Source organism: Psychrobacillus sp. OK028, assembly GCF_900103605.1.
GTDB lineage: Bacteria > Bacillota > Bacilli > Bacillales_A > Planococcaceae > Psychrobacillus.
In genome coordinates, this window is sequence record NZ_FNHY01000001.1 from 412435 (window position 1) to 437354 (window position 24920).

Here is a 24920-nt window from a genome sequence, read left to right on the forward strand (position 1 = left end):
AAATATGATAATATATTGAGTGAATGTTCATTCAATTAAAAGGGGTGTTTAATGATGTTGGAACAAAAAACAATTATCATTACAGGTGGATCAAGCGGAATGGGAAAATACATGGCCATGAAGTTTGTATCTGAAGGTGCAAATGTAGTTATAACTGGACGTGATTTAGAAAAGCTAGAGAGCGCTAAAAAAGAAATTCAAGCATATGGTAATACTATATCGTCCTTTCAAATGGACGTTCGTAACCCAGAACATGTAGAGGCAATGATTCAGTTTACGGACAAAACATACGGTCATATAGATGGTTTAGTTAATAATGCAGCGGGTAATTTTATAGTAGAAGCAGAAAAACTTTCTCCAAATGGTTGGAAGGCAGTTATAGATATCGTCTTGAATGGTTCTTTTTATTGTTCAAGCGCTATCGGTAAATATTGGATCGCAAAAGAAAGTAAAGGATCTATTATAAATATGCTTGCGACTTATGCATGGGGAGCAGGTGCTGGAGTGGTTCATTCAGCTGCAGCAAAAGCAGGTGTTATGTCATTAACGAGAACATTAGCAGTGGAGTGGGGGACTAAATATGGAATTCGTGTAAACGGAATTGCCCCTGGACCTATCGAACGCACTGGAGGAGCAGGAAAGCTATGGGAATCAGAGGAAGCAGCTAAGCGAACGCTTCAATCAGTTCCACTGGGACGCCTTGGAAAACCAGAAGAAATTGCAGAACTCGCAGCATTTATAATGTCCGATAAAGCCTCTTATATGAATGGTGAAATTGTTACATTAGATGGAGGACAGTGGTTGAATCCAAATCCATTTTAATGCAAAAGAAAGCGATTTCATGGTTTTTTTATTCCTTTAATATGCTATGATAGCTACATAGGGTGTTTTCTTATGATGAAAGCAAACAAAGGAGTAGGATGCAATGATAACCGTGAGCAGCAAAGATTTTTTAGAGATCCCGATTTTGGAGTATATAATATCTGCAGAAAAGGTTGCGCATGTGCAACTAGGAAATAACGCGGAACATGCTTTACTTGTACTTACCAAAACAGGGTATTCTTCGATACCAGTATTAGATGTAAAATATAGATTACAGGGTTTAATAAGTTCACAGCAAATTACAGATGAAATTTTAGGATTAGAACATATTGAATACGAACGTTTACCGGAGTTAAAAGTAGACGATATTATGAAAACAGACATTGCTGTCATTCATGTAGATGAAAAGTTTCGAAAAGGGTTAGATTTATTAGTAAATAATCCGTATGTTTGTGTAGTAGACGATGAGCGTACTTTTTTAGGAATTTTAACAAGAAGAGTTATTTTGAAACAAATGAAAAAGTACCTTTATCAAGCACAATAGGCTCTAAATATTTTTAAAATGGAAGGCCAATCATAGATGGCCTTCTTTTTTTCAGGAAAGTATATAAAATATCCGTTATCACAGTGGGTATAAACCATAAAAGAATTAATAATACTACTGATTTTCGTTTCAGGTGGACGCTTTCCGCGGGCGAGGCCGAGCCTCCTCGTTCGCTACCAAAACATATGCTCCTGCGGTTACTCGTCGCAAAGACATTGACCAAACAAAGTTCGGCCAATGTCTTTCCTGCGGGGTCTCGACTTTCTCGCTTATCCCGCTGGAGTCGCCACCTTCCACTACAATCAAATAATTGAGTACTCCATAATTTGTTTGGGCACAGGCTATCGCTTAGATGAGAATAGAGTCCTAGTAGTTTAGTGTAAAAATCGTCTTTTAAATTAATACTATACTGTAATGAGGATAAAAATTAGATACTCTTTCGTATTTGTATTTTAGTATTAGTATTAGTGTTAGTGTAAATAAAGAGAAATAGTAAGTGTTCTCGAAATATAGAAGCGAAATAGCGAACGAAATTGCATCTTCGAGAGCTTCCTCTATGAATAGGAAAGTAACTTTTCTCTAGTTATCCAAAAATGCATTAATCTGTTTCTAGAAATTATAGAAAGGCGAAGGAAAGACAAACGCCATTACATTACCGGGAAAAAAAGAGGCTTATCGTGACGGATCGTCACGATAAGCCTCTCCAAACATTAAACGGTAATCATATAGCAAATCGTTCTTTCCAAAGCCCTTCGAAAATGTTAGAAACAGTTTTTGAAGTTAAAGGACCGCTAGTTTTTGCAGGCTACATTAACATTACGCATAAAGCATTGATACATTCCAATTTGAAAAGAGGGAAGACAGTGGTAACAGATTTTCTAATCATCCGAACATTAGCTGAAGAACAAAACATGCGAAAAGCAGCAGAAAGACTATTTTTGTCTCAGCCAGCTTTATCCCTAAGACTTCAAACCATTGAAAAAGAATGGAATGCGAAGCTTTTTTTAAGATCACAAAAAGGCTTAACAGCAACTCCAGAAGGGGAGCTAGTTATTGAGTTTGCCAACCAAATTCTTCAGCAAAGGGAGGAGGTATACGAAACGATTCAATCGTTAACATCCAAAGTACATGGGACCTTGAAAATTGCATGTGCTTCAATTGTTGGTCAAAACTGGTTGCCGATGGTCTTAAAGGACTTCGTGCAAACTTATCCAGAAGCAAAAATTTCCTTGTTGACAGGATGGAGCTCAGAAATTGTTAAATCGATTTATGACGGAGAAGCTCAAATCGGCATAGTGCGTGGTCAATCAGATTGGAAAGGAAATAAGATTCATTTATTTAGAGACACTTTATATTTGGTGGACAAGGAGATGACCTCTATTGATGAAGTGTTAACGACGGAAAAGCCTTTTATCCAATTCAAAAGTGATTCTAACTACTATCAGGAAATTCAACAGTGGTGGCAAAAACATTTTGCGATTAATCCTAAAAGACAAATTATTGTCGATCAAATTGAAACATGTAAACAAATGGCGTTGAATGGAATTGGTTATGCTATTCTACCTTCTATTACTTTAACAGGTCATGAAGAGGTCAATAAAATTCCCCTAACAAACAATGAAGAGCAATTTGAATTAACTAGAGATACGTGGCTTATCGGTTATGATGCGGCGTTTGAATTACCTCAGGTAGATGCTTTTGTCGAAATTGTAAAAAAACATGCAAATAACTTTCGATGAAAGGAACCTAACTACACCATTAACGTACTAATACATATATAGACAAGGGGGGAAAAAGATGCATATTAAAAAGTTTGTGATGGTTATTTCGGCATTTATGCTTTATTTTATATTTTCGCCATCATTAGAAGCTTTAGCAGCGCCTGAACTAAATGTAAAAGTGACAACTGGGTTTAATGGAAAAGCAAAATATGGTGAAGGATTGCCTATAACCCTAACCGTAGAAAATAAAGGAGATGCATTTTCCGGAGACATCGTACTCGATCTAGCGGAGTCATATAATTTAGGGAATGCACAGTCTTTCCATTTTGAGATTGGTGCAGGCGAAACCAAGACAGTTCAAATTGCAGCAAGTGGATTAACGGAAGACTATATGTATCAAGGAACTAATGTTCAATTGATCCACTTTTTTGAGGGTGGTTGGGAAAAGGGTAAATCCATTGAGTTCAAAGGAAACAAAACTTTTAGAACAAGCTTTCAAGATCCAGCAACCATATACTATCTAACATTAACCGAGAGTGCGGATCGTCTAAAAGTTCTCAATCAACTAAAACAACCAAATCAAGTGAACGATGAAATTATACATGTAGCTCAGCAAAGCAACTTTGCATTACCAAATGAGGCAGTTGCTTGGGAAATGGCAGACTACATTATTATAGATGAGTTTGTGATTGCTGACTTAACTGAGCAGCAACAGCAAGCACTTATCGATTATGTTACTTTTGGCGGAATAATTGTAGTTGGTGCCTCTGATAATGTAATAGCAGAGCTAGGATATCTAGCGGACTATTTACCATTAAATTTACATACAACCACAAAAAGCATACCTGCTCAGCAAGTAAGTGCATTAACTGCCGACAACTTATTGACGAATAATTTAAAAGTATATGATGCAAATTTGACCGAAGGATCGTCACCATTACTTCAACTGGATGGGACAATACTAGCAGGTAAGAAAAAAATCGGTAGCGGGACGATCATACAAACTACTTTTTCACTAGGAGATGCACCTTTGGCAGCTGATCCTGTTTATAGTGATTTAATGTCCACTATATTGCAGTCAGTACAGGTGAAAAATACTCAAAATATGTATGGGTATAATACGAGAGACGAGCTTGTATATAATTTAGGTGGAACGAATTCGTTATTTAGCTCCTTTAAAGTATCTACACCTCTCATGATTGGTATTGTTGTTGTTTATATGATCATTATAGTTCCATTGTTATATATTATTTTGAAAAGAAAAGATAAGCGGGAGTATGCTTGGGGCATCATTCCTCTCACAGCGATAATTGCTTCACTAGCGATTTTTGGCTACGGTGCAAAAGATCGAATAGCGAGACCACAAGTTCAGCAATCCTCCTTCCTTCAAGTAAATGAGGATAAGAGCCTGCATGGGTATTATGCTGAATCGATATTAAGTAACAAAGGTGGGGATTTCACTTTTGAAGCTCCAATTTCTACTACGATGGTTGCCCAAAGAGGTACGAACTCATTAACAGGTCAGACTGCCAATGTGCATGAAAATGCCATTATGGAAAAACATGCTACTAATAGTGAACTGATATTCCGAGACGTTGGTTATTGGTCTGTATCTACCTTTTTTGGAGAGACACAAGTGCAGGACGTAGGTGATTTTGAAGTGGATTTAAGAGTCGATTCTAGTAAAATACTCGGGACAATTCAAAATAATTTTTCATTTGGATTAAAAGATGTAGCGATCTGGTCTGGCAGCAAATTATATAAATTAGGAGATTTAGCAGCTGGAGAAAAGGTAGAAGTGGATAAAGAACTTGGTACAGTTATGTTAATGCCAACTTCCAATCCGTATGTTAATACAAATTACGGATCATTCGGTAATAACTCGCTCGATTTATTGACACAACGAAAACAAGCTCTATATTCATCCAGTCATATATTTAATAATACTAAATCGGCTCCAGCTATTACGGGATTTGCAGAGGATAATATCCTTCCAATTGAATTGAAGGATAAAAAAAGTGAGCTTTCTGCGTTGCATTTAGTCATCCAGCCCTTTAAGGCTACTACTATTTTTTCAGGTGAGTTTACGCTTCCTGCTAACATGTTTACAGTCAATGTAAATACCGAACAGTATGGAAAATATATGGAACCGGTTCAAAATAGTTACCTTGAATGGTATTTAGATGATGGAGAATATAATGTTTATTGGGCTGTGCCAGAAACACTCCCTTTAGACAAGGTTAATTGGACACAACTACAAATTGCAAATACAGATCGTAATTCTCATACAATTGAAATTTGGAATTTAAAAACAGAATCTTTTGAAGAAATTACGGATAGCCGGTTTACTTTAAAAGAAAATATTGATACGTATATCGACAAAGAAGGAATAATTCAATACAAATTAATTAAAAAATCAGTCCATGGAGATCCATATACACGACTTCCAGAAGTGCGTATGAAAGGGGAGGTGAAGTAATGATAGAAATTAAAGGGTTAAGTAAAAAGTATGGAGCATTTTATGCATTAAACGATTTAAATCTAACACTACAAGAGGGTACCGTATTTGGTTTTGTTGGAGCGAACGGTGCAGGGAAGTCGACTACTTTCTCAATACTGGCTACATTACTTCAGCCTACCTCCGGAGATGCCTTTGTTAATGGAAAAAGTGTAAGAACAGATGCAAATGAGGTTCGCAAACAAATCGGTTACATGCCTGACTTTTTTGGAGTATACGACCAATTAAAAGCGAATGAGTATTTAGATTTTTACGGAGCTAGTTATGGAATTTCTGAAGCAGAAAGAAAAATATTAATCCCACAATTGCTAGAGCTAGTGAACTTGACCCATAAGCGTTATGAATATGTCGATTTACTTTCTCGCGGGATGAAACAGCGTTTATGTTTAGCTCGATCTTTAATACATGATCCAAAAGTTCTTATATTAGATGAACCAGCTTCAGGACTTGATCCACGAGCACGTGTAGAAATGAGAGATATTCTAAAACAGCTAAAAGGGATGGGGAAAACAATCCTTATTTCCTCTCATATATTACCAGAGCTAGCTGAGATGTGTGATGAAATAGGCGTGATTGATGGGGGAAGACTTATCGCTCACGGCTCTGTTTCAGAGATTCAATCGAAGCTTGCAGGAGAAAGACATATTACGGTAAAGGTGAAGGGACTACTAGAAAATGTTGCGACATTTTTTGAAGAAGACCCATTCATCTCCTCCATAGAAATGCATCTAGAAAAAAATGCAGTTACTTTCAATTATCGAGGAACCGAGGACGATCAAATTAATTTACTGAAAAAGGCGATGGATCATTCAATAAAGGTTATTTCATTCTCAGAGACCGAAACTGATTTAGAGGATGTCTTTATGGAAATAACGAAAGGAGCGAAATAATATGAAGCAGGTGTTTTCTAACCCAGTATTGGTAAAAGAAATAAAGTTGCGCTTTCGTTCCCCAAAAAGTTTTATAGGAATTCTGTTCTATTTAATCGCTATGTGTATTTTTGTTTTTGGATTCATATTACTAACAACCCAGTTTTCAGGGACTGGATATTTCCGTCCAGAGGAAAGTTTTTTTATGTTTACGATGCTTACTTATATACAATTAGGATTAATACTTTTTATCACTCCAGGCTTAACGGCGGGTGCTATTAGCACTGAACGAGAAAAGCAAACATTGAATATATTATTAACGACTTCTCAGACATCATTTCAAATAATATTTGGCAAATTAACCTCATCTATTGCCTTTTTACTATTGTTATTAATCGCTGGATTGCCGATCTATAGCATGGTTTTCTTATTTGGTGGAGTATCGCCTAGTCAATTAGGGATTATTTTCCTATTTTTCTTTTTAACAATGCTTGCCATTGGAAGTATTGGAATTATGTATTCGACCATCATTCGAAAAACGATAGTCTCAATGATAGCAACATATGGGACCATGATTTTTTTAAGTGCGGTGACTGGTTTTATTTACTTAGTTATAACAGGGATGAATACTATGGTAGCTGGTTCAATATCATCTTCACCGGTAGGTCATTTCTTTGCGAGTATTAACCCAGTAGTATTAGTACTAACGCTTGTATCGCCAGGGTCAGATACTTTTATAACAGATACAACTAAGGTCGATTTCCCGATTTGGGTAGGTTATGCAATCTTTTATATATGTATTACAGCATTTGCTATCTTTATATCGGTGAAAAAATTGAGAGTAAACATGAATCGAACAAAATGAGGAGGACAATAAATGAATAGACCAAAGTTAATCCGGTACGTTCATAAGGCTAAAAATAGTCTTGCAGTGGAGCATTATACTAGAATGCTCCAAGCTGCTTTATTTTATAGTTTTAGTGCCACAGCGATTATTCTTTTAGTATCTCGTTTGTTTGTCTTTCCTTATTACTTAAGAACTTCCATTCTAGTTGGAGGTTCTGTTTTTATAGGTACGTTTTTGTACGCTTTTTGGAAAAGACCTTCGAATAACGAGGCAGTTCAGAAGCTAGATACGTTCTATTTGGATAATTTATTGGTAAGTGCTTTGGCTTTCATAGAAGAAAAATCCTTGCTTGCACTAGGATTAATTGATAAAGCGGAAAAAAATAGTGAAATTGCATTCCAGTTATTTAACAAGCGTGAAAAAAAGTATATTCAGCCTAAGTGGATTTTAGGATTTGTTTTGGCGCTTGCGGCAGTTCTTTGTTTGTATGTATTCCCAGCAGCTACACAATTAGAGGCAAAGGATTTGGAGCAAGAGCAGGAGATTATAAAGGAACTAAAGAAAAAAGTAACTAAGCTCGAGAAGGAAGAGTTATCAGAGCCCTTAAAAAAAGAATTAAATGATCTTAAAGAAAAGTTAAAAGAAGTAGATACAGCAGAAGAAGCTTTGCGTGAAGTAGTAAAAAAGCAAAAAGAGTTAGCACTTAAGGAGCAAAAGCTAGAACAAAAAAAAGAGGTAGCAGAACAAAAAGGTGCATCAGATTCTTCTTTATCGGCTGAAGAGCAAACAGAGCTAGCAGCTTTGAAGGATATAAATAACTCCCTAGCAAAAAGTGCTTCTAAATCACAAACTACTTTAAGTAAGATGGGTAAATCATTACCATTCAATTCAAATAGTATTGCCCAAGGAAATAACAACTCACAAACTCCTAACAACCCTAAAGGTCAGCAGGGACAAAATCAACCTACTCAAGGACAAGGACAGGGCCAAGGACAAGGTCAGGGTCAAGGACAAGGTCAGGGTCAAGGACAAGGTCAGGGTCAAGGACAAGGTCAGGGTCAAGGACAAGGCAAAGGACAAGGCCAAGGACAGGGCCAAGGTCAGGGTCAAGGTCAAGGGCAAGGCAAAGGACAAGGTGCAGGGGTAGGTTCAGGAGGTAGAGATTTACTTTCCATTCCATCAAGAATTGGAGGGAAAGGAGATACATCAGTAAATTCAGGTGAACTTGGTAAGGGAGATTCCGCTAGTGAACAACCTGCAAATACTCCAATAACTCGAGGTACCGCAAGACCATATGAAGAGGTAGTTAACGAATATTCCGAATCCTATATAAAAAGCTCTGAACGAATGCAATTACCATCAGATTTACAAAGAATTGTCCAAGATTACTTTTCATCAGTTGAAAATAGAGAATAACGGAGGGAATCATGACTTTCACAACAGAAGACTATATGAATATGAGTAGGCGTTTAGATGATGTTCGAACAGAAATAGGACAATTTATTGTTGGTCAAAAGGAGGCAGTTGAGTTTTCCATCTATTGCGTATTAGCAGATGGGCATGCCCTTCTAGAGGGATTACCTGGTTTAGGTAAAACGATGCTTATACGAACAGTTTCAGAGGTATTAGATTTGTCCTTCTCGCGTATTCAGTTCACCCCAGATTTAATGCCTTCAGATATTACTGGAACTAGTATGATTGAACGATTAGAAAATGGAAAACAACAATTTACCTTTCAAAAGGGGCCAATTTTTAGCCAGATGGTGTTAGCGGATGAGATAAATCGAGCAACACCGAAGACACAAAGTGCACTTCTAGAGGCGATGGGTGAAAAAACAGTGACCGTACTCGGTGAGACCAAACAAATGGATCGACCATTCTTTGTACTTGCTACGCAAAATCCAATTGAAATGGAAGGTACCTATCCGTTACCAGAAGCTCAAATGGATCGTTTCTTATGCAAAATAATAGTCTCATATCCATCAAAATCCGAGTTAATGGAAATAACTAAACGTACGACAGGTGGGCAAACCATACAGTTAAATAAAATAATGAATGCAGACGAAATAATACATGCTCAGCAGATGGTGAAGGAAGTACTTATAGCAGATGATATGCTCGAATACGCAGTAGATATTATTGCGGCGACACATCCAGAAGAGGCGAGTATCCCTGAGATTGCACAGTATGTTCAATACGGGAGTGGTCCGCGTGGTTTGCAAAGTTTGATCAAGCTCGCTAAAGCAAGAGCTTTAGTTGCTGGCCGTTACCATGTGTCAATAGCAGATATAAAAACAGTTGCAAAACCTGTACTCAGACATCGATTATTACTTAACTACGAAGGAGAAGCAGAGGGAAAAACAGCAGATGAATTGATCAACCTTATCCTACAATCAGTTAAGCAAGGATCAACGGTATGAGTATTGAAAACATAGTTCCAAAGGATTGGTCAGCAAAACTAAGTAGATTATCCATAACCACCAAATCGAAACTAAGAGGTCAACATAAAGGTTCACATCGCTCTCAGCGTTTTGGTGCTTCTTTAGATTTTTCAGACTTTCGGGAATACGCTCCTGGTGACGATGTACGGCAAATAGATTGGAATGTATTTGCCCGTACAGATAAATATTTTATCAAACGTTTTTTAGACGAACAGGAAATGCGTGTTCATATATTACTTGATACAACTAAGTCAATGAGCGATTCTGTAAAATGGACATTTGCAAAGCAATTAGCAGCTTCCTTAGGTATTCTTGTGCTACAAAGAGATGATAGACTATCATTTTCGGCAGTTAATGAGGGTAAAAAACCTCATTTTAGAAGAAAGGGAGCAACTTATCGGAAAGCATTCATTCAAACTATTTCTGACATACCCGAACCGACCATGAGTTCCTCTTTTACAGATAATGCCCTTCCTTTTTTGCCTAAAGATAGTACTGTTTTATTTGTTATAACAGATTGTTTAGAGAGCATCGAATCATGGCAACGATTCCTTCAAAAACTACCGAAATTCGCTGGAGATATTCGAATTTTACAAGTAGTTACTTATGAAGAAATAGATCCAACCTATGGTGGAGATATTCAGTTGGTGGATGTCGAAACTAGTGAACAAGTAAATGTATCGATGTCTACAAGAGTTCTAGATGCCTATCATCTAGAAAGAAAAAAACATCAACAGCAAATAGAATTACTATGTCATAAGTTCGGTATTAGACTGCTTCAAGTCAATGCGGATGAAGGTATTTCGCATACAATGTTTCATCAATTACTTCGAGCAAACTGGGTACAATGAGGTGAAGAAGTTTGGGTATTAATCAGTTAACATATGTTTGGACAGCCGTTTTCCCAATCGCTGTGCTTCTATATTATTTCTTTCGAAAAAAATATGTGAAAAAGTCTGTCTCCACTACTCTGTTTTGGCAGGAGGCAATGAAGGAAACGAAAGCTTCTCCATATTTGCAACATCTACAGCGGAATGCTTTGTTTTATTTACAAATGCTTGCGATGCTTTTGCTTGTACTAGCTTTAATCCAACCTTATTGGAAAACGAAAGCCATTGTTGGAGAACAGATTGTATTTATCGTTGATACTTCTGCAACGATGAATGTGAATACGAATAACTCTACTCCTCTTTTTGAAGAGCATAAGGATAAAATGCTTCAGCTAGTTGAGCAATTATCAGGGAAGCCACTTACTCTAATCACAACTGGTAATGAACCAACTGTTCTTTTACGCCAAGAAATGAATACAGAGCAAATGATAAAAGAGATTAACAAACTTGAGATCAACTATGAAACAGAAAATATGTCTAAATCATTGGATTTTGCGCAATCTTTTTTTCAAAATAAAGCAACTTCAGTTTACGTCTTTACCGATAAATTAGATAGGAAAAATCTTCCGTTACAATATGAAAATGTGAGCTGGAATATCGAAGCTTTAGAATCAAATAGTACGAATATTTCTATTAAACGTTTCGGTGCAACAGAGACTGCAAATGGAATCTCTACGTTAATTCAACTTGAAAATCAGTCAGATAAAGAGACTAATACAGAGCTAACGATATCAAACGAAGAAAAGAAATTAGTTTCGGAGATTGTTAAACTACCGCCAAAAGAAACGATTACGTTATCATTTGATGAACTTAAAAATTCAAGTTATTTGAGAGCATCTATAGATATTAAAGATTCATACCAATTAGATAATGAGATTATTGTCTTCATGCAGGAACAATTGTCTAATGTTTTCATCGATAGCTCCATTCATTCGCTCGTTCGAACAGCCTTTCAATCATTAGATATTAATGTAAGCAGTGTACCTTCAGAACAAGTGGGTCTTATAAAAGAAGAGGGGATTATTGTCACCAATCAATTCGGAATAGAGGATTATAGTGAAAGACCAACCTTATATATTGGTAGAAATGATACATCTCCTAAGGAAGTAAATGGAATAGTGCATACAACGGAATCTCCGTTATTTGCTTTTGCTGATTTATCCGATATTTATGTGAGTTCGGTTTATCCGCCTGTAGACGACTATACTACAATTGCTTCGGTTGGAGAGGATCCATTTATTCAAATCTCACCATCGGGCGATATCCTAATCCTTTCAGATATTCAAATGACAGATTGGCCACTGAGTCCTACGTTTCCACTATTTATGTGGAGTGTGAAGGAGCATCTTTCGGCAGGAAGTGATTACATTGGGACATTTACACCCAATGAGCGAAAGGCTCTATCCCTTGGTGCTACAGAAGAGTGGGAAATTTATACGATGAATGATGAGTATGAATATACGATTGAAAATGGTGGGAAATTCCTTGCACCAAGTAAACCTGGTTTATATGTACTGCGTTCAAACGATGTAGAGAAGAACCTTTCTGTAATATTGTCTCAAGAAGAAAAAGTAGTTGATAAAGGCACTTCATATAAAGTTTCTGGGCAGCAAATGGAAGTAAACGATGAACACCAAGCTCATTCCTTTGTTCCTTATATATTGATGTTATTAGTACTTTTATTTGTTATAGAGTGGGAGGTGCAAAGACGACGTGGATTTACGAGTTGACCAACCACTATGGCTATTGCTATTAATTCCTATTGGTATTTATTTTTTGGGGGCATGGGGTAAAGATAAGAAGTACTTGAAAACAGAAGGAAAAATAGTATTCTATTTAAGAATTATCGCTATTCTATGCTTAATATTAGGGATCACAAATCCTTATTTATTATTACCAATTAAGGAAGAACAGATAATATTTTTGGTAGACAGATCTGCTTCTTTACAAGGAACTGATCAGCAAATTACGGAGTGGATAGACGAGAGCTTGCATTCTAAAAATGCTTCCCATCTGGTAGGAGTTTATACTTTTGCTGAGGATTTTCAAACAGAAGTTGCGTTGACTGATGGAGAAGTGAACTTACCCGTTTTTACTCCTATGATAGAGCCTAGTAATACAGATTTAGCAAAAGCCTTACAGCTTTCAACTGGAATTATAGAGCCTAACAAGGCAACACGAATTGTCCTCTTTACGGATGGACTAGAAACGACAGGGTCTGTCAGTGATGAAATAGTAAAAATTGCTGGCGGGAATGTCACGATAGATGTTGTTCCAATGGCAAGATTATCTTCGGAAGATGTTGCAATAACTTCCTTTGAGACGCCACCTGTGGCTTTTGAAGGAGAGCAGCAACAACTAAATGTCACAATTGAGGCGACAATTGCTACAGTGGCAGAATTACTTCTATATCAAAATGATCAGCTAATTACACGAGAACAAATTAATCTAGAACCTGGCACCAATACGTATACATTTAGAAATTCATCGAAAGGGGAAGGATTACTGAAATATGAAGCTCAAGTAGTATTGGCAGAGGATGGTCTAATTGAAAATAACAAGCTGACAAGTGTCACAAATGTGGAGAGACCTCCAAGACTTTTAATTGTCACCCATGATGGTAATTCTTCTAATATTGCGACTGTGATTGATCAACAGGCTATAGATACAGATGCCATTGATGCAAGTGAGCTACCTTTTGATTTATCGAATTATTTAGCATACGACGCAATAATATTTGATAATGTCCCAGGTCATGTTGTAGGTGAACAAAAGATGACGGTCATTGAACAGGCAGTGAAGAACTTTGGTGTCGGCTTTATGATGGTTGGTGGGAACAATAGCTTTGGTTTAGGAGGCTATTTTAAGAGTCCCATTGAGCGATTATTACCTGTTGAGATGGAGATAAAAGGAAAACAGCAACTTCCTTCTCTGGGATTAGTCATTGTAATGGACAGGTCAGGAAGTATGAGTGGAACAAAATTAGAATATGCGAAGGAAGCTGCTGCGCGTTCTGTGGAAATGCTTCGAGAAGGAGACACACTTGGGTTTATCGCATTTGATGATCGACCTTGGGAAATTATAGAGGCTGCTCCATTAAATGATCAAGAAACCGCTGTCGAAAGTATACTATCGGTAGGGTCTGGCGGAGGAACAGAAATATATACAAGCTTAGCTCTAGCATACGAAAAATTATCACCTCTCAAATTACAACGCAAACATATTATATTATTGACGGATGGTCAGTCAAGTACGAGCAACGACTATCAAACGCTGTTAGAGGATGGAAAGAATAATTTAATAACTGTTTCCACTGTTGCAGTTGGTCAAGATGCGGATAGATCATTATTAGAAAGTTTAGCAGAAATGGGAGGGGGCACGTTTTACGATGTCCAAGATGAATCTACTATACCTGCAATAATGTCCACCGAGACTGCAATGATATCGAGAACTTATATCGAGGATAATCCATTCTATCCAACAATTTATGGTGATGCAGCGTGGACGAGCTTATTTGCAGAAGGTGTACCGCAAATGAATGCTTATATTGCAACTACACCGAAACAAACAGCATCTGTTATTGCAGAAAGTGAAAAAGAGGATCCTGTATTAGCAGAATGGATGTACGGTCTCGGTCGCACGATTGCATTTACATCAGATTCAACGGGTGAATGGAGCGGAGATTTTGCAAGATGGGGTAATTGGAGTGATTTTTGGAATACGGCCGTATCAAGATTACTACCGGCCTATACTGAGGTACCATTCTCTATTCAAAAGTCATCAGATGAATCATTCACGGTAACAGATCCAACAGGTACATCGTCCTTTTTAGAAATTGCAGCTGTTAATGAACGAGGAGAGGAGCTTTCGGTTACATCTGAAGCTCTTGCGCCTGGTAAAGCAAGAGTAACAGTTGACAGTGATCCTGGGCTTGTGTTTTTCCGTATTTCAAATGAACAGGATGCAGTATACCAAGCCGGCATTTCCATACCTTATAGCGAGGAATACAAAATACAAAAGCCAAATACAGCAATTTTGGAGATGATTTCAGCAAAAACAGCTGGTAAGCTATTGACGGAACCTTCCGAGGCTTTCCGTAAAATGGAGCTCTCGAGCTCGGAGAAACAATCTATCCAACAATTACTTTTAATGATTGCCATTCTTTTATTTTTCATTGATATAACGATCAGACGATTCGGTTTCCATCTATTACTTGCACCATTCAAAAGAACACGTAAAAAAATGAAACCAGAAAATTCTACTCATGCTACGAATTTAGGGAAATTAGTAAGTGGAAAGAAAAAACGATAAGTAATATAAAAAATAACCGTTAATGAGCCCTTGCTCACTAACGGTTATTTTTTCTAACCTTAGTTTCCTTATTGTTTATATAATTGGTTTTTTTCTTTTAATCCAAACAAGTGTGATTGCCCACGAGCCTAACAAAATAATAGAACCTACAATGAAAGGATAATTAATATTAATATCAAAAAACATTCCCGCAAGTGCTGGGCCAACCATACTTCCTAAACTCATATAGGCATTATTCATTCCTGCTGCAAACCCTTGTTCATTTCCCGCCAATTTAGATATAACCGTATTTACGGCTGGACGAATGAGCGTTGTAGCGGTAGAGAATATTGATGCAACTAGTAACACTAGCGCAAAACCATCTACTACGAAGAATAGTAGGAAAGCAATAGCAGCAACAATTAGATTAATTAGAATAACATTCAATTCACCAAATCGTTTAAATAGTTTCTCCACTACCAATGTTTGTACGATAACACCGATAAATCCACCGACTGTTAATACAACAGCAATATCTTGTGGAGTATAATTATATTTGTGATCTACGTACAACGAAAAGGTCGTTTGGAAATTAGCAATACCAAAAGTGAAAACAAATATGATGATTAACATCATAAAATAAGGTGTCTTTACTGAATTTTTCATTTGAGTTAATATATTTTCGCGTTTTTTAGGTTCCGGTGGAATCTCTGAAACAGCATTTTTTATATCAGGTAGGATGATTAATGAAATAACTGCTGCTATAACTGCTGCGACAGAAGCCATATAAAACGGGAAGGTTAAACTTACTTTTGCTAAAAATCCACCAATTGCGGGACCAACCATAAATCCTAGAGACATAGAAGCTCCTAGGAATCCCATTCCTTTTCCACGCTCTTCTAAAGATGTAATATCCGCAACAAAGGCCATTGTAGCTGGTATTAAAAAGGCGCCTCCTATCCCACTTACAAATCGAGCTGTGTACAACATCCATTCATGAGTTGCTAACCCAAACCATAATTGAGAGGCTGAAAATATAATCAATCCTACCATGATTAATTTTTTGCGTCCTAACGTATCAGAAAGGTCACCAGCTAAAGGAGAAAATAAAAATTGTCCAAAAGCAAATGATGCTATGATAAACCCAAGTGCTTGACCTGCTACACCAAAGGTCTCTAAATATTGGGGCATAACTGGTATTACTAAACCTATCCCAGACATTGCTATGAACATATTGAACATTAAAATATACAATGCAGAGTTGTTTGTTTTCTTCGCCATAAAATTCCTGCTTTCTGTAAATACTTATACACGTCTATCGATTCTACCATATTCCGGTTAGAATAAAAACTTTCGTGGAACGAATTATAATTTTTAGAAGAAGTACAAAAAAACTAGACATGCCGTTGATTTCCGCTTCGGTCGGACGCTTTCCGTGGGCACGGCTCGAGCCTGTAGTCTCTCCCTCGTGCTATTCCCACTGGAGTCGCCGACCTGCGCTACAATCAATAATAACCTCTTTAGTATAAGAGAACTTACATACAATATCGCATTTTTTTATCTATCATTGCACTACATTCCAAATCTTAAAAGATTACGGGTAATTGGATGAATGTTCACTAAAACTTTGCCCCATCTTTTTATGTAAAGGATAAGCCATACCAAATCTCTACGTATAGTACTACTCACTTATTGATTGGAGAGTAAGGTGGCGACTTCTGCGGGATGAGTGAGACAGATGAGATATCACAGCGGCGCACAAGCGACGGTGATAGCTCATCGCTCACCCCGCGAAAAGCGTCCACCTGAAACGGAAATCATAGGCTTAATTATTCTTACATGTCATTTGAGCCAAGTGGTCATGGGCTTCTATTATATACGCAAAATTATAAAAAGAGTCGTCATAATTGACGACTCTCTAATTTAGTTAGAGCTCATTTTAAATTCTAAAAACAGCTCATTATATTTACCGAGCATTTCAAGCCCTAAGTTTTTGTATACTTCTAGATTTTCTCTCGATTCCTCTGGAGGATAGAATCTTTCATCCGAAGTAACTTCTTCATCCATTAATGCAACTGCTGCAGTGTTTGGTGTTGAGTATCCAACATAATCTGCATTTTGAGCTGCAACTTCTGCATCTAACATAAAATTAATGAACTCATGTGCACCTTCTACATTTGCGGCAGTTTTAGGTATAACCATATTATCAAACCATAGATTAGACCCCTCTTCAGGCACTGCGTAATCTAAACCTTCATTTTCCCACATCATGTCAGCAGCTTGACCAGAGAACGTAACTGCTACGGAAGCTTCCTCATTTATCATTAGCTGAGTAACTTCGTCTCCAATAATTGCTTTTACATTTGGAGTTAATTCTTTTAACTTAGCTGTGGCCTCTAGTAATTCTTTTTCATCTGTAGAATTCAGAGAATAGCCTAAGCTGTTTAGTCCCATACCAATGATTTCACGAGCTCCATCTACTAGCAATACTTCACCCTCTAATGACGGATCCCATAGTGCATCCCAGCTTTCAAAGGATTGTCCATCTAAAAGGGCAGGATTGAATACAATTCCAACGGTTCCCCAGAAATAAGGAATAGAGTATTTGTTTTTTGGATCGAATGCTAAATCTAAAAAGTACGGATCAATATTACTCATGTTTGGTATTTTAGAATGATCAATTTCTAGCAATAAATCATTTTCCTTCATCTTTTCAATTGCATACTCTGAAGGTACAGCAATATCATAAGAAGTACCGCCTTGTTCAATTTTTGTCATCATAGCTTCATTCGAGTCAAACGTTTCATATACGACACGATATCCCGATTCTTCTTCAAATTGCGTGATTAAATCAGGATCAATATATTCTCCCCAATTATAAATCGTTAAAGTATCATTACCTGCATTACCAGAGCTTTGGTTTAAATAGTTATTAACACCAAATAAAATGATACAAACAACAACAATTGCTATTGCTGCTCTTGTTATTTCTTTCATTTTCGAACCCCCATTCCGACAGGGTTTTTCCCACGTTGGCTAACAAAATAATAACCAACAACAAGAAGAAGTGTCACGATAAAGACAATTCCAGATAATGCATTAATAGTTAATGTAATACCGGTTCTTGCCATAGAATAAATTTCGACAGAAAGCGTGCTAAAGCCATTTCCTGTTACAAAAAAAGTAACCGCAAAATCGTCCAAAGAATAGGTTAATGCCATAAAAAATCCTGCGAAAATACCAGGCTTTATAAATGGAATAATAACGCGAGTCAAAATATCACGTTTTGTCGCTCCCAAGTCAGCTGCTGCATCTATTAACGTACTATTCATCTCTTGTAGCTTAGGTAATACCATTAACACTACAATAGGAATGCTAAATGCAATATGAGATATTAGAACGGATGCAAATCCAAGTTTTACACCAATTGCAGTAAATAGGATTAAAAAAGATGCTCCAATTACAACGTCCGGACTTACGATTAAAACATTATTTAAAGAAAGAATGGATCTACGTAATGATTTGTTTCGCATGAATACAATACCAATCGAACCGAAAACACCTATAATAGTTGCTATTAGGGCAGATAGTAAAGCGACAATAACGGTATTAAGCAGAATCATAATAAGACGAGTATCTGAAAATACTGCAGCGTAATGCTCCCAAGTGAATGATTCAAAACTATTCATGCTTCCGCCACTATTAAAAGAGTAAAAAATTAAATAGATAATAGGGGTGTATAATACGATAAATACAAGGGCTAAATAGAACTTCGCTGACTTACTTGTTGTTTCCATTAGACGTAGCCCCCTTATCACGTTGACCTGTAATGATCATAATAATTACCATAAATATAATTAAGAAAACGGCGATAGTAGATCCCATTCCCCAGTTTTGTGTAACTAAGAATTGCTGCTCAATAGCTGTACCTAAAGTAATTACTTTATTCCCTGCGATTAAGCGAGTAATCATGAATAGAGAGAGGGAGGGGATAAATACAGCTTGAATCCCTGCTTTAACACCATTAATCGTTAATGGTAAAATTACCTTTGAAAAAGTCGTCCAGCTTGATGCTCCTAAATCCCGACTAGCATCAATTAAAGACGGATTTAATTTATCTAAAGAGTTAAATATCGGTAAAATCATAAATGGAATAAAAATATAAACCGCTACAAAGACAAAACTAAAATCGGTGAATAGAATTTGCTTTTCCCCAATTCCAAAAACATTTAAAAAAGCGTTTACGGGACCATACAAGCCAAAAATACCGATAAATGCATAAGTTTTTAAAAGTAAATTAATCCATGACGGAATGATAATTAGTAATAACCATAATTGTTTATGTTTTGTTTTTGTAAGTAAATAAGCTGTTGGGTATGCAATGACTAAAGTGAAAAATGTTATTAAAAAAGCATACCAAAACGAGCTAAGCGTTAGCTTTAAGTAAACAGATGAGAAAAAGTTTAAATAATTTTCCAGAGTGAAATTTCCATGTAAATCAAAAAAGGAATAATATGCAATTAACGCAATAGGTGCAATAACAAATAATGCAATCCATACATAATAAGGTATTAAGTAAAACGTTTTTGTAGTTTTAGTTTCCATATGCGTCTTCTCCATAAGACTCTAGACGTTTATCAAATTCTTCTTCTGTTTCATTTAAACGCATTACATGAATTGCCTCTGGATCGAAATCTAAGCCGATAGATTCTCCAACATCTGCTTTTTTAGTTGAATGTACAAGCCACTCATTACCTTCATCATCATAAGTAGAAAGCTCATAATGTACACCTCTGAATAATTGAGTATCTACTTTTACTTTCATTTTCCCTTGTTCTACAGTTGTTATTTCTAAATCCTCTGGACGAATAACAATATCGACTTTTTCATTTGGGTTTAGTCCTTGGTCGACACACTCAAACTCTTTTCCACCAATTTTCACACGGAAATCTGCGACCATTATACCCGATACAATATTCGATTCTCCTATAAAGTCAGCTACGTAGCGATTTATCGGCTCATCATAGATATCCATTGGGGTACCACTTTGCTCAATTTCACCCTCATTTAAAACAAAGATTTCATCAGACATTGCCAGTGCTTCCTCCTGGTCATGTGTTACAAAAATAAATGTTTTGCCCAGTCTTTGCTGAAGCTCACGAAGCTCATATTGCATTTCTGAACGTAATTTTAAATCTAGTGCTGAAAGCGGCTCATCTAGTAAAATAATTTCTGGATCGTTTACAATTGCACGTGCGATTGCAACACGCTGTCTTTGCCCACCTGACATTTCAGCAATTTCTCTTTTTTCGTAGCCCACTAAGTTAACGAATTTCAAAGCTTCTAAAACTTTTTGTTCAATTTCTTTTTTTCCAAGCTTTTTGATGCGAAGGCCGAATGCTACATTTTCAAATACATTTAAATGTGGGAATAACGCATAGTCCTGAAAGACTGTATTTACTTGACGTTCATTTGCTGGCACGTTATTAATTAGTTTGCCATTAAAATAGATGCTCCCACTTGTGGGCTGCATGAATCCTGCAATTAAGCGCAAAATAGTTGTTTTTCCGCAACCAGATGGACCAAGTAAAGTGTAAAACTTCCCTCGTTCTAGCTCTAAGTTGATGTTTTTTAATACGATCGTTTCTGCATCATATGATTTGGAAACATTCTCAAATCGAATAATAGTATTATCTGTCATAATATACCTCCATAGTAGTTTATTAAAAGATTATAAATAAGAATTTGTAACGACGTAGATTACCTTCGCCATTTCATCCGATGCGTTTTTTAGTAAATGATTGTCGGATGCTTCAAAATAGAGCGATTCCCCAGCAGAAGCAGTATAGTTTTGCTTACCTAATGTAAGGGAAACTTCACCTTGGAGTACATAGATAAAAGTTTCAGACAGGGAAGGTTCAAATTGTTTAAACTGACCATTTGAATCCAGTGAAATTAACACAGGTTCCATTTCATTTTCATTGGATTCTGAAATTAACCAGTGAAGCTTGTACTTTTTTTCTTCATCCAAGTAAATAGTTTGTTCATCTTCTCGAAAAACGACTTTTGTACGTGATTGTTCATCATCGAAAAAATCTTTAGGCTTGGAACCAAGGACATTTAAAATTGAAAATAGGGTTTCAATAGAAGGTGAGTTAATATCTCTTTCTAGTTGTGAGATAAATCCTTTAGTTAAGTCTGTTCTTTCGCCTAATTCCTCTTGGGTAAGACCTTTTTTTAAACGTAATCTTTTTATTTTTTTCCCAATTTGCATTTTTTAGGCTCCTTCGGAAATAAAAATAGCATATTTTCAAACAAAGTTTATTTTAACACAACTTAAAGTTTACTTTAACAATTTATTTGCTGAACTTCAATTTTTTTTTAGGCTGTCGAATATACGCTATTATTGGAAAACGCATATACTATTGAATGCTTAAAAGAAAGAAGGGGTAGAAGTAGTGAAGTTACGTACTAAAATACCAACATTTCCAAGCGATAACAATTGGATAAATCGACCGATAAACAATGACCGGCTAACAGGAGAAAAACCGGTTCTTGTATACTTTTGGTCCGTAAGCTGTCCATTATGTGGGGGTGCCTATAATTATATTAAACAGTGGAAAGCTAAATATGGTGATTTCTTTAACATTGTAGGTATTCATATGCCTAGGTCAAAAGAGGACTTACAGGAAAACCTTATTGATGAAGCAATTCGAAACGGAAGCATGAGAGATTCGATTTATTTAGATCATGAATTGGTAATGACCAAACAATTTCAAAATCGTATAGTTCCTTCTTTTTATTTGTTTGACAGGAAAGGTTTATTGCGCCATATACAAGCTGGGGAAAAAGGAATGATGATGTTAGAGAAAAGACTACTTATGCTAATAAATGAAAAAAAGTAAAAATGAATTGATTTCGTATCTATTAAAGGAACGGATGTGGTAAACTAATTTCATTAGAAATGTAGGGGGTACTAACATGCACAAAGAATTTGTTGTAGTCGGTTTAGGGAGATTTGGCGGTAGTATCGTAAGAGAGCTAATTGACCAAGGAGCTGATGTTATGGCAATTGATATAGCATCAGAGCGAGTGGATGAGTTTGCTTCTATCGCTACGCAAGCTGTAGTAGCTGATACAACAGACGAAGCTGTGCTGAAATCACTCGGTATTCGAAATTTCGAACATGTGATAGTAGCTATTGGGGATAATATTCAATCGAGTATTTTAACTACCTTAATGCTAAAAGAGATAGGTGTTAAGAGAATTACAGTAAAAGCACAAAATGATTACCACGAAAAGGTTCTAAGAAAAATCGGCGCAGACATGGTAGTACATCCCGAAAGAGATATGGGTATTCGTATCGCGAACAATATTTTGTCTAATAACGTATTAGATTATCTGGAGCTTTCAGATGAGCATTCTATTATGGAAATAAGAGTAAATGAGAAAATAGCTAGTAAGTCTCTTATTGACTTAGATATCCGAGCACGTTATGGCATTAATATTGTAGCCATCAAGCGTGGGAATAATATCATTGTTTCACCACAAGCGGATGAAAAGTTAGTGCTCAACGATGTACTTATCATTATTGGTGCTGATGTAGATATTATTCGTTTTGAGAAAAAAGTGTTGTCATAATTAGATTTATTGGTTTTAAAAAGACCATAATAAAAAACCTTCACCGCTTAATAAGGGTGAAGGTTTTATTTACTTATACTTCCATAATAATCGGAAGAATCATTGGACGTCTTTTTGTTTTTTCATACAAATATGGACTTAGCACATCCGTAATTTCGTTTTTCAATTCGGACCATTCAGTATCTTTACCTTGAATAGTATAGCGTAAATGCTTGTTCAACATTTGTTGTGCCTCATTAATCATTGTTCCTGATTCACGCATATAGACAAAACCACGTGAAATAATATCGGGACCTGATACGATTTTTTTCTTTTCCATATCAGCACTAACTACTACAATGACTAAACCTTCTTCGGAAAGGATGCGACGATCACGTAGGACAATATTACCGATATCCCCAATTCCACTTCCATCAATATATATATCACCTGAAGGTATGCGACCAGCAACATGTGCTTCATTGGCGCTTAATGCAAGAACTTCTCCATTTTCCATGATAAATGTATTATTCGGATCCACATCACAATCTACGGCTAACTCTGTATGAATTTTCAGCATACGATATTCACCGTGAATTGGCATAAAGAATTTTGGCTTCATTAGGCGAAGCATCAATTTATTCTCTTCTTGGGACCCATGTCCAGAAGTATGGATATTATTTAAGGAACCGTGTATTACCTCTGCTCCGGCGCGGAATAAAAGGTTAATCGTACGATTGACACTCGCTCTATTACCTGGGATAGGAGAAGATGAAAATACGACAGTATCACCAGGTTGAATTTGAATTTGACGGTGTGTTCCGTTAGCAATACGAGATAAGGCTGCCATTGGTTCACCTTGACTACCAGTACAAAGGATAAGAACTTCATTTGCAGGTAATCGATTTAATGCGCTTGCATCTACAAACGTTTCTTTTGGAGCAGTAATATAGCCAAGTTCTCGACCGATTGTCATTGCATTATCCATGCTTCGCCCAAATACAGCAATTTTACGGCCATGTAACACGGCTGCATCCGTTACTTGTTGAAGTCTATGAATATTAGAAGCAAAAGTAGCAAAGATTATACGTCCGTCTACTTTACGGAAAATAGAATCCATGCTTTCTCCAACTTTACGTTCAGACATTGTAAAGTTAGGAATTTCCGCATTTGTACTATCTGACAATAAACATAAAACTCCATCGCGACCGATCTCTGCCATTTTAGTTAAGTTAGCAGGTTCACCTACAGGCGTAAAGTCGAACTTAAAGTCACCAGTATGTACTATATTACCCGGTGGTGTTTTTACAACGATTCCGAATGCATCAGGAATACTATGTGTTGTACGATAGAAACTTACAGAAGTTTTTCTAAATTTAATAACATCATCTTCTTCAATAACAATCATCTTTGTTTGACGAAGTAAACCGTGTTCTTCTAATTTATTACGCAATAACCCAAGCGCTAGCTTTCCGCCATAAACTGGTACATTAAGTTGTTTCAATAGATAAGGAATACCACCAATATGATCTTCATGACCATGTGTTATAAATAATCCTTTAATCTTATCAACGTTTTTTACTAAATATGTGTAATCAGGAATTACATAATCTATACCTAGTAAGTCATCCTCTGGAAACTTAATACCAGCATCTATTAATATAATCTCATCTTGAAATTGAACGCCGTACGTGTTTTTGCCGATTTCGCCTAGTCCGCCAAGAGCGAAAACTGCAGTTTGGTCATTTTTTACAAATTTCATATTTTAAATGTTCTCTACTTTGTAATTTTCGCTAGCTTGTTCGTATTCAAGATGATTACCTTCAAGTAGCTGGATTAGTTCGATATTGTATTTGCGGTCTACTAAAAGAGCACGAACTTCGCGCTCATTCTCAGCCTCTACATATAAAACTTGTGTGTTTTCGCGGACTGGTACTTCTAGTGCATTCTCTTGATAATAAACTTTATAAATCATTTTATACTCTCCTTTTTCACGTTCAAAATAAATCAATTCTCTTTATATTATCACGACACTTATTTAAAATAAAGAAAACCCTCCATTTTAGAGGGCAAAAGTATTTAACATGCGTTAACGGATAGTATAATTCACCATTTTTGAGCCTTATCCTAACTTAAGTTATAATAGGAGATTAACTGTCCGTATACGATTGAATGATTAAACTTCCAATCCAAGATTGAAGCTAACTTTAAGCAATCGTTTTGTTTCTAAGCATTCCACCGAGCCGTCTCAACAATTTCCTTTTCAGGCGTTTCAACATGGCTATTCACTCCTTATAGAGTATTATATACCAAAGGAAGAAGTGTGTAAAGGATTTAGACAGAAAAGTCAAATAATTT

The 24920-nt window shown here is 36.4% G+C and carries 21 protein-coding genes; 13 read left to right on the forward strand and 8 right to left on the reverse strand.

Annotated features, from left to right (window positions below; genetic code table 11):
- Window positions 1-54: 54 nt before the first annotated feature.
- The 11 genes from fadH to BLR36_RS01705 all read left to right on the forward strand — a co-directional run bounded on the left by fadH (window position 55) and on the right by BLR36_RS01705 (window position 14963).
- The gene (gene fadH / locus BLR36_RS01655) at window positions 55-822 is read left to right on the forward strand and encodes a 2,4-dienoyl-CoA reductase (protein ID WP_093059772.1); all 768 of its coding nucleotides are present in this window, start codon (window positions 55-57) and stop codon (window positions 820-822) included.
- Between the two features lie 103 nt (window positions 823-925).
- On the forward strand, window positions 926-1366 hold the full coding sequence (gene cbpB / locus BLR36_RS01660; protein WP_093059774.1) for a cyclic-di-AMP-binding protein CbpB: 441 nt from the start codon (window positions 926-928) through the stop codon (window positions 1364-1366).
- 677 nt (window positions 1367-2043) lie between these two features.
- Window positions 2044-3105, forward strand: coding sequence for a LysR family transcriptional regulator (locus BLR36_RS01665; protein ID WP_371326689.1), 1062 nt, complete (start codon window positions 2044-2046; stop codon window positions 3103-3105).
- Window positions 3106-3163: 58 nt separating this feature from the next.
- On the forward strand, window positions 3164-5566 hold the full coding sequence (locus BLR36_RS01670) for a hypothetical protein (RefSeq protein ID WP_093059776.1): 2403 nt from the start codon (window positions 3164-3166) through the stop codon (window positions 5564-5566).
- On the forward strand, window positions 5566-6495 hold the full coding sequence (locus BLR36_RS01675; protein WP_093059778.1) for an ABC transporter ATP-binding protein: 930 nt from the start codon (window positions 5566-5568) through the stop codon (window positions 6493-6495). Before BLR36_RS01670 ends, BLR36_RS01675 begins: the two co-directional genes overlap by 1 nt.
- A 1-nt stretch (window position 6496) precedes the next feature.
- Window positions 6497-7339: an ABC transporter permease gene (locus tag BLR36_RS01680; RefSeq protein ID WP_093059780.1), complete on the forward strand. Its 843-nt coding sequence runs from the start codon at window positions 6497-6499 to the stop codon at window positions 7337-7339.
- A gap of 12 nt (window positions 7340-7351) precedes the next feature.
- Window positions 7352-8737: a hypothetical protein gene (locus BLR36_RS01685; RefSeq protein WP_093059782.1), complete on the forward strand. Its 1386-nt coding sequence runs from the start codon at window positions 7352-7354 to the stop codon at window positions 8735-8737.
- A gap of 11 nt (window positions 8738-8748) precedes the next feature.
- Window positions 8749-9741, forward strand: a complete 993-nt coding sequence (locus BLR36_RS01690) for an AAA family ATPase (protein ID WP_093059784.1) — start codon at window positions 8749-8751, stop codon at window positions 9739-9741.
- Window positions 9738-10613, forward strand: coding sequence for a DUF58 domain-containing protein (locus BLR36_RS01695; protein WP_093059786.1), 876 nt, complete (start codon window positions 9738-9740; stop codon window positions 10611-10613). Before BLR36_RS01690 ends, BLR36_RS01695 begins: the two co-directional genes overlap by 4 nt.
- Window positions 10614-10624: 11 nt before the next feature.
- Window positions 10625-12382, forward strand: a complete 1758-nt coding sequence (locus BLR36_RS01700; protein WP_093059788.1) for a vWA domain-containing protein — start codon at window positions 10625-10627, stop codon at window positions 12380-12382.
- Complete coding sequence (locus tag BLR36_RS01705; protein WP_093059790.1) at window positions 12366-14963, forward strand: VWA domain-containing protein; 2598 nt, start codon at window positions 12366-12368, stop codon at window positions 14961-14963. The genes BLR36_RS01700 and BLR36_RS01705 overlap by 17 nt, the downstream gene beginning before the upstream one ends.
- Window positions 14964-15038: 75 nt before the next feature.
- On the opposite strand, the gene BLR36_RS01710 is transcribed toward BLR36_RS01705, so the two are convergent.
- The 6 genes from BLR36_RS01710 to BLR36_RS01735 all read right to left on the reverse strand — a co-directional run bounded on the left by BLR36_RS01710 (window position 15039) and on the right by BLR36_RS01735 (window position 21216).
- The gene (locus BLR36_RS01710; protein WP_093059793.1) at window positions 15039-16223 is read right to left on the reverse strand and encodes an MFS transporter; all 1185 of its coding nucleotides are present in this window, start codon (window positions 16221-16223) and stop codon (window positions 15039-15041) included.
- 642 nt (window positions 16224-16865) lie between these two features.
- A complete protein-coding gene (locus BLR36_RS01715; RefSeq protein ID WP_093059795.1) occupies window positions 16866-17939 on the reverse strand; it encodes an ABC transporter substrate-binding protein in 1074 nt (357 codons plus the stop codon).
- Complete coding sequence (locus BLR36_RS01720) at window positions 17936-18739, reverse strand: ABC transporter permease (protein ID WP_093059797.1); 804 nt, start codon at window positions 18737-18739, stop codon at window positions 17936-17938. The genes BLR36_RS01715 and BLR36_RS01720 overlap by 4 nt, the downstream gene beginning before the upstream one ends.
- Complete coding sequence (locus tag BLR36_RS01725; RefSeq protein WP_093059799.1) at window positions 18723-19547, reverse strand: ABC transporter permease; 825 nt, start codon at window positions 19545-19547, stop codon at window positions 18723-18725. The genes BLR36_RS01720 and BLR36_RS01725 overlap by 17 nt, the downstream gene beginning before the upstream one ends.
- Window positions 19537-20643, reverse strand: a complete 1107-nt coding sequence (locus BLR36_RS01730; RefSeq protein ID WP_093059801.1) for an ABC transporter ATP-binding protein — start codon at window positions 20641-20643, stop codon at window positions 19537-19539. Before BLR36_RS01730 ends, BLR36_RS01725 begins: the two co-directional genes overlap by 11 nt.
- A 30-nt stretch (window positions 20644-20673) precedes the next feature.
- Complete coding sequence (locus tag BLR36_RS01735) at window positions 20674-21216, reverse strand: helix-turn-helix domain-containing protein (protein ID WP_093059803.1); 543 nt, start codon at window positions 21214-21216, stop codon at window positions 20674-20676.
- A gap of 184 nt (window positions 21217-21400) precedes the next feature.
- On the opposite strand from BLR36_RS01735, the gene BLR36_RS01740 reads away from it, so the two are divergent.
- Window positions 21401-21847 (forward strand): TlpA family protein disulfide reductase, encoded by a 447-nt coding sequence (locus BLR36_RS01740; protein WP_093059805.1) that lies wholly within the window; start codon window positions 21401-21403, stop codon window positions 21845-21847.
- A 76-nt stretch (window positions 21848-21923) separates the two neighbouring features.
- Entirely contained in the window at window positions 21924-22583 is a 660-nt protein-coding gene (locus tag BLR36_RS01745) for a potassium channel family protein (protein WP_093059807.1), read from the forward strand.
- A 73-nt stretch (window positions 22584-22656) separates the two neighbouring features.
- On the opposite strand, the gene rnjA is transcribed toward BLR36_RS01745, so the two are convergent.
- Window positions 22657-24324: a ribonuclease J1 gene (rnjA, locus tag BLR36_RS01750; protein ID WP_093059809.1), complete on the reverse strand. Its 1668-nt coding sequence runs from the start codon at window positions 24322-24324 to the stop codon at window positions 22657-22659.
- A 3-nt stretch (window positions 24325-24327) separates the two neighbouring features.
- Complete coding sequence (locus BLR36_RS01755) at window positions 24328-24537, reverse strand: DNA-dependent RNA polymerase subunit epsilon (protein ID WP_093059811.1); 210 nt, start codon at window positions 24535-24537, stop codon at window positions 24328-24330.
- Window positions 24538-24920 lie beyond the last annotated feature (383 nt).

Bases quoted from the DNA above. Each gene is read 5' to 3' on its own strand.
- fadH (WP_093059772.1), top strand. From the start codon at position 55: ATGTTGGAACAAAAAACAATTATCATTACAGGTGGATCAAGCGGAATG.
- cbpB (WP_093059774.1), top strand. From the start codon at position 926: ATGATAACCGTGAGCAGCAAAGATTTTTTAGAGATCCCGATTTTGGAG.
- BLR36_RS01670 (WP_093059776.1), top strand. From the start codon at position 3,164: ATGCATATTAAAAAGTTTGTGATGGTTATTTCGGCATTTATGCTTTAT.
- BLR36_RS01675 (WP_093059778.1), top strand. From the start codon at position 5,566: ATGATAGAAATTAAAGGGTTAAGTAAAAAGTATGGAGCATTTTATGCA.
- BLR36_RS01680 (WP_093059780.1), top strand. From the start codon at position 6,497: ATGAAGCAGGTGTTTTCTAACCCAGTATTGGTAAAAGAAATAAAGTTG.
- BLR36_RS01685 (WP_093059782.1), top strand. From the start codon at position 7,352: ATGAATAGACCAAAGTTAATCCGGTACGTTCATAAGGCTAAAAATAGT.
- BLR36_RS01690 (WP_093059784.1), top strand. From the start codon at position 8,749: ATGACTTTCACAACAGAAGACTATATGAATATGAGTAGGCGTTTAGAT.
- BLR36_RS01695 (WP_093059786.1), top strand. From the start codon at position 9,738: ATGAGTATTGAAAACATAGTTCCAAAGGATTGGTCAGCAAAACTAAGT.
- BLR36_RS01710 (WP_093059793.1), bottom strand. From the start codon at position 16,223: ATGGCGAAGAAAACAAACAACTCTGCATTGTATATTTTAATGTTCAAT.
- BLR36_RS01715 (WP_093059795.1), bottom strand. From the start codon at position 17,939: ATGAAAGAAATAACAAGAGCAGCAATAGCAATTGTTGTTGTTTGTATC.
- BLR36_RS01720 (WP_093059797.1), bottom strand. From the start codon at position 18,739: ATGGAAACAACAAGTAAGTCAGCGAAGTTCTATTTAGCCCTTGTATTT.
- BLR36_RS01725 (WP_093059799.1), bottom strand. From the start codon at position 19,547: ATGGAAACTAAAACTACAAAAACGTTTTACTTAATACCTTATTATGTA.
- BLR36_RS01730 (WP_093059801.1), bottom strand. From the start codon at position 20,643: ATGACAGATAATACTATTATTCGATTTGAGAATGTTTCCAAATCATAT.
- BLR36_RS01735 (WP_093059803.1), bottom strand. From the start codon at position 21,216: ATGCAAATTGGGAAAAAAATAAAAAGATTACGTTTAAAAAAAGGTCTT.
- BLR36_RS01745 (WP_093059807.1), top strand. From the start codon at position 21,924: ATGCACAAAGAATTTGTTGTAGTCGGTTTAGGGAGATTTGGCGGTAGT.
- rnjA (WP_093059809.1), bottom strand. From the start codon at position 24,324: ATGAAATTTGTAAAAAATGACCAAACTGCAGTTTTCGCTCTTGGCGGA.
- BLR36_RS01755 (WP_093059811.1), bottom strand. From the start codon at position 24,537: ATGATTTATAAAGTTTATTATCAAGAGAATGCACTAGAAGTACCAGTC.